Source organism: Microcoleus sp. (assembly GCF_049646505.1).
Taxonomy (GTDB): domain Bacteria; phylum Cyanobacteriota; class Cyanobacteriia; order Cyanobacteriales; family Microcoleaceae; genus Microcoleus.
Map to the genome: position 1 here is coordinate 1 of NZ_JBARVX010000659.1, position 3,065 is coordinate 3,065.

Consider the following 3,065-nt stretch of genomic DNA (forward strand, 5'->3'; position numbering starts at 1 on the left):
CCAACTGCCAACTAACTAATACAAATGGATTGCTTTCATCATGTGATATGAAACTAGCAACTGCGTCAAAGCTAGCGGGTAACTTTGCAGAAATTCGCCAGTTGTCCCGATTAGTTTGCCAATTTCCGGGTTGCCTTGGGCGCTGCAAAATCCCCGCAGGTGCGGCATTTCGTTGCACAAAATCTTTTCCAGTTCGTTTACTTGTTCGTTAGTAGCGTGGGAGTCTACTTCCAACACGTCAACCGGTTTGCCCATATCGCGATCGAGTCCCAGGCGAATTGCAGGTTTAAAACTATCGCTACCTCGAGCTAACATCTCTGTAAAGTCCGGGTGAGGAATTGTCGGTCTCAGCACTAAACGGACGTTCAAACTTACTTCGTTGTCCTCTTCGGGTAGGTAAAAACTAACTACAACATCGGCAAACTTACGCTGGGGACGAATAAAATCTTCTGAATCATTTTCCCGCTTTTGCATTTCTGCAAGCACCTGTTCTTCAGTATAACCGCGCTTCATAGTATCGCGCTTAACTTTCCACTGAGTTCGCAATTCTTCTGGGGGAGCGAGATACACTTTTACATCGTAAGCATCGCGGATTGCGCGAGTTGAGTAACCCAGCAAACCTTCAACTATTACAAATTTATTGGGCTGGATGTATTCCGGCGGATCGAATGTACCTGAGTTGTGGTTGTAAATAGGTTTGAGAATTGCTTGTCCGGTACGCAACAGGCCCAGGTGCTGCTGCATGATGTCTAGATAATTGCAGTCGGGATGCAGTGCTGTAATCCCGATTTCTGCCCGCTGCTTTCTGTCGTACCTATGATAGTCGTCCGTGCAAATTATCGTGACATTTTCTGGCCCCAATACTTGGGCTATTCCCCGCGTCAGGGTGGTTTTTCCCGCTGCGCTGTCTCCGACAATACCGAGAATGATTGGTCGATCGCTCATTGTTTTTACTCCGACGGACACTAGCCAATTTTTTGTGAGTATTAAATCTTATCAAAATTATGTTCGATCCGATCGCTTCGAGCACAGTTTGAATTGAACCCCCCGGATTCTCCCCAACGTGTAAAATTATTGTAAAATTTCTTAATAAAATGCGGCACCGGAGACTCCCAGAAAATCTGATGAAAAAGTCACGCTGATTTCTCAACCTCCCGCGAGGTCGATCGCACTTTTGAATCCGGCTACAGTCAAAATTTAGGGAAAATTACCGCTATCAAGTGTCCTCCTCGTCTTTGAGTGTAGTACAAATTGCTGCCGCCGTCGGACTGGTGGGTGTTTTTTCGTTTTAAAACGGGTTGCTAGCAGTGCATCAACTTGCCGATAAATCTACGCGGATGGCGATCGAATTTACCCGGAATATAAAGTTTTAGCCAAAGCTTTCCCCGTGCCTGACAAATTAGGATAAATTTGAGTTTAGGATTTGCTTCCGCCCTCACAAACCAGTTTTTTTAACTTTTTATGACCTACCGCAATGAAGTATTTTCGCAAACAAACCAGATTTCGACGCACCTGTGCGTAAATTTGAAATCTCAACAAACCTTAAATTTAATTAATACTGCATCCAGAAAACATTGCAACTGTAGGCGAGAGCATTTCCGGCTTTATAAAAAACAGTTTTTGTTTGAGTGCGAGCTTTTCAAGAGTTCCCTTGGTTAGATAGGCTATTCAAAAGCTCAGTCAGGCGATCGTACCCATTAAAGCTGGCGCACAGATGCTTCCACAGCGGGCCAGCAATCCCAACCCAGATTCACTAACTGATTCGGGAGTTCAAATATCAAATATCAAATATCAAATAGTATAAGTCCGTAACAACCAGATGAATCAACCATATTCTCAAAAACTTAAAAACAGTATTTTAATTGTTGACGACAGCGTTAATAATTTAACCTTGTTGGAGCGAATTTTATCGAGAAAAGGTTATGAAGTACGACTTGCACATAGCGGTCAACTGGCAATCGATTCTATAAATTCGACTTTACCTGACTTGATTTTGCTGGATATTATGATGCCCGGTATCGATGGCTATGAAGTATGCAGTCGCTTGAAAGCGAGCGCTCGCACTCGCGGCATTCCCATTATTTTTTTGAGTGCTTTGGTAGAAGTTTCTCATAAGGTGAAAGCCTTTAATGCTGGCGGGGTAGACTACATTACGAAACCTTTTGAAGCAGTAGAGGTGGTAGCTAGGGTAGAAAATCAATTGCGGTTGAAAGAACTAGAACTGCAACTTACCGAGAAAAATCTGATGTACCGCCGGGAAATTGCCTATCGAGAACAGGCAGAAATAGAAACGCGGTTACTGTTGGAAACAACTAAGTTGCAGAAAGAAGAAATTGAAGAACTGCTATTAAATATTTTGCCGCAAGCGATTGCCGAACGCTTGCAGGATGGACAAAGCATAATTGCTGACAGCTTTTCCGATGTCAGCGTTTTATTCGCTGATTTGGTGGGATTTACGAATTTTGCATCTCAACAAACTGCTGCTGAAACCGTGAAAGTTTTGAATCAGATTTTTACTCAATTTGACCAGTTGTCGTTGCGGCACGGTTTGGAGAAAATCAAAACTATTGGCGATGCTTACATGGTAGTCGGCGGTTTGCCAGAACCGCAGGAAAATCACCATTTGGCGATCGCCCAAATGGCATTGGATATGCAAGCTGCTGTCGCTAGCTTCAACGAAAAAAACAATCACAGCTTTAGTCTCCGCATTGGGATTAATATTGGTGCAGTGGTGGCGGGAGTCATTGGTTTAACTAAATTTAGTTACGATTTGTGGGGGGATACGGTGAATGTGGCTCACCGCATGGAATCAAACGGTATTCCGGGGGAAATTCAGGTGACAGATGCGGTTTACGAGCGTTTGAAAGATACATTTTTGTTTAAAAGGCGCGGTGCTATTGAGATTAAAGGTAAAGGAGAAATGATCACTTATTTTTTGCTAGCTCGAAATTAGTCATTAGTCATTAGTCATTAGTCATTAGTCATTAGTCATTAGTCATTAGTCATTAGTCATTAGTCATTAGTCATTAGTCATTAGTCATTAGTCATTAGTTAACAATTAACAG

2 protein-coding genes are annotated in these 3,065 nt (G+C 42.8%); one reads left to right on the forward strand and one right to left on the reverse strand.

Annotation, left to right across the window (positions count from 1 at the left end; genetic code table 11):
- Nucleotides 1-15: 15 nt before the first annotated feature.
- Nucleotides 16-945 carry a phosphoribulokinase gene (locus WBA89_RS30045; protein ID WP_424411329.1) on the reverse strand — a complete coding sequence of 310 codons (930 nt, stop codon included), beginning with the start codon at nucleotides 943-945 and terminating at the stop codon, nucleotides 16-18.
- A gap of 874 nt (nucleotides 946-1,819) precedes the next feature.
- On the opposite strand from WBA89_RS30045, the gene WBA89_RS30050 reads away from it, so the two are divergent.
- A complete protein-coding gene (locus tag WBA89_RS30050) occupies nucleotides 1,820-2,953 on the forward strand; it encodes an adenylate/guanylate cyclase domain-containing protein (protein WP_424411330.1) in 1,134 nt (377 codons plus the stop codon).
- Nucleotides 2,954-3,065 lie beyond the last annotated feature (112 nt).